Here is a 2,720-nt window from a genome sequence, read left to right as displayed (position 1 = left end):
CCACCTCCGTGATTTTACTTTAGGGGTTCTCCCTCACAAAAAGTTTTCTCGGCATAAATCGCTCCGTGCTCCAGCTCAAATACCCCTATAACCCCTCAGATTTCGTTCTAAGACCTCTATTTAATCAAACCAATATAAAAACACTAAAACTACTAAAAAACACTTAAAACTCCCATACAAGCTTCCTTATATTATCTTCTCTTTTACCCGTTCTCTTACCTTGAACTTCACTTTTCTTGTTCTGCTCTTCTTTTTACTATCCTTCCTCGGATCCTTCTACCACTCTCTTATACTCACTTATTTCATCTCTTACATTCTTATTTTCCCTATCCCATATCCTTCATTTTTCGTTACCTTCCGTACCTAGGTTATTTATCTAAGGTCCCAGGGAAACAGTCACGGAATGGAAGCATGGAATACCGTGACTGTTTCCCTGGGACCGGTCCTCTGTCCGAGCGCATAAATACAAAATAATCATAGGATAGGGAAAACCTTGATGGATCAATTATTGAAAGGTAATAAATGGGGTAAAATGGATACCTCATTTATTACCCGTTTTTTAACTCATTTTTTAATAGATTTGTTGTGTTTAAATATGTGTCATAAGGAAACTATTCAAACACATATTTAAACACACATCTAAACACAATTTTGTTGTCTTTTTAATCAGTTTATTGCTTTTGGGGTGGAGGTTGGCCGGGGGTGTGGGGGAGACCCCCACGCTATAGCGTTACTGGTTCTCGAGAGAACACGTTACTTCGAACGGATGCACCAGCGTGTCGGCTCGTATAATGGTGTGATCAAGCCGATGACCCGGGAATTTGCTTTTGGGTTTGTCGGCTTGGCGACGCCGTGATCACGAGCCGACCGGGGAACGGTCAAGGAGGCGGTTAGCCAGGGTGGAGATTCCCCTGGTCTTTAGGGGAATACTACCCGGTCCTTGACCGTTCCCCGAGCACACTCATATAGAGAGTGAGAAGGTAGACACTTTCAAAAGTAGTTTGAATCCTTGATACACTTATATTTTTCAGACTTTCTATAGTTGGTAAAATCACCAACATTAGTTGGTAAAATCGCCAACTATGAAATCATAAAAAAGAGCCTATTTTTTAGGCTCATGATTTTCTTGCAAGTAAATTTATTGGCATGTCTTTAAGTAACTTGGGTTGTCTTGGAAACATTGTAAAAAGGTGTTCACTAACATTGTCTCGATCCCCACAATAAAGAATATTAGGATTAATGTATATTGAATGTGATATGGCATTATATTCATCGGAACCAGTTTGTCCTCTAAATACTATATATTTTTTTTCTAAACGTTTTAATAGTTTTGAGACATCCGCCTTATGTTTACCAATCTTTTGAGATAACCCTTCCTGTGTCAAAGGCATTTGAGCTTTTGCGTGTATGTCTTCTACTAAACAATTTGTTTTAAAGCCAACGTAAGGCATAATATCAAGTAAAAAAGTTTTTTCAGCAGGTGTTAGATACTTAATAGAATTTAAATACTGCCAATTTTCTTGAATAAATTGAGCGAACTTAGCTCTATTTTTAACCCTTCGTTCCGGAACTAATTTCATTCCTCTTGCGTTCGCTTTTGCCTGAAGCTCATTGGCTTGTCTTAACTCTTCTTCGGTTAACACTTTTTCATTCTCGATATCTCGTAATCTTGCTTTTCTTTCTATTTCTTGAAACATCTAAAAATTTCCTCTCCTTCTCTCTAGAAGGAGTTAACCCACTTATGTTAGAATATAATTAACAAATTAATATGTAAGGGATTAACCCCTTCAGAATAGTTCTTGTAAGAAGTCCTCCGAGTCGACCAAACTTGAGGGCTTTTTACTTTATCTGTATTTCGATATTATCATAACATATTCCTGTCTAATCAAAACAAAAGCTGAAGAATCCCGTCAGCTTTTTCTATAAACTTTGCAGCTTCATTCCTTTCCATTTCTCATCAAAAAATCCCTGATTCATCTCTTCTTTTCTCTATTCATCTTTCATGTACAAACTGGATACATTCTTCAATAGCAGCCATTCGGCTACACTTCATACTCCTAACTAATTCATTCAATAAACACATCGATTCTTTCTTTACCTTCAAAGTTATTCTATTCCTCTCCTGTTTTTGAAAGTTCGAGATGAAAAAGATTTTCTCCTTTTAAAATGGGTACCCATTTTAAAGAGGTTGGGTATCTTTTAGATACCCAACCTCTTTTTATCAAAAATTCGCAAGTTTGATAGGGGGCTGTCCATTCACTTTAACTTAACCTGAATACACTACTAATATAAAGAAACAAAGGGGGGAAACTAATGACAAAAAAGTCGAACCGTTCTAAAAATTTTTCGAAATCTGATTCAGACAGCAAAGCAAAAGCAAACGTGGATTTAGATAATAGAAATAGAGCTGATTTAGATAATGACAATGATTTAAAAAATGTAGATCGTAACACAAACAACGCCAAAGCCGAAATTAAAAAGAGTGGAAATTCTTGCATCGAACTTGATATTCACGTTGATTCTGATTCTAGAGCAAAAGTACGTGCACGTTCTGAATCTGACCAAGATCAGGAACAAGATCAAGATCAAGAGGATTAACAAGAAAAGTAAGATAAGGACTAAAATCAACGTCGACGTAACTAGAACATTCGTAATAAAGGTAAGGTAGGGATTCCTGTGCCTTCTACCTTGCCTTCCTATTATTTTCTAAAGGAGGGCAT

At 36.8% G+C, this 2,720-nt stretch carries 2 protein-coding genes; one reads left to right on the top strand and one right to left on the bottom strand.

All coding sequences use genetic code 11. The annotated features are described in order from the left end of the window. Nucleotides 1-1,115 precede the first annotated feature (1,115 nt). Complete coding sequence (locus ACFOU2_RS08885; RefSeq protein ID WP_377914301.1) at nt 1,116-1,697, bottom strand: MarR family transcriptional regulator; 582 nt, start codon at nt 1,695-1,697, stop codon at nt 1,116-1,118. A 616-nt stretch (nt 1,698-2,313) separates the two neighbouring features. Between ACFOU2_RS08885 and ACFOU2_RS08880 the strand changes: the two genes are divergently transcribed. Next, nucleotides 2,314-2,598 (top strand): hypothetical protein, encoded by a 285-nt coding sequence (locus ACFOU2_RS08880; protein ID WP_377914299.1) that lies wholly within the window; start codon nt 2,314-2,316, stop codon nt 2,596-2,598. Nucleotides 2,599-2,720: the final 122 nt, after the last annotated feature.

The organism is Bacillus songklensis, assembly GCF_042649685.1.
GTDB classification, from domain to species: Bacteria; Bacillota; Bacilli; order Bacillales; family Bacillaceae_H; genus Bacillus_BA; species Bacillus_BA songklensis.
Note: the sequence above shows the minus strand (reverse complement) of the source record. Positions and strands in the feature narration are given on the sequence as shown.

What these genes read in the sequence shown, in the direction of transcription:
- ACFOU2_RS08880 (WP_377914299.1), top strand. Translation starts at nt 2,314, where the DNA reads ATGACAAAAAAGTCGAACCGTTCTAAAAATTTTTCGAAATCTGATTCA.
- ACFOU2_RS08885 (WP_377914301.1), bottom strand. Translation starts at nt 1,697, where the DNA reads ATGTTTCAAGAAATAGAAAGAAAAGCAAGATTACGAGATATCGAGAAT.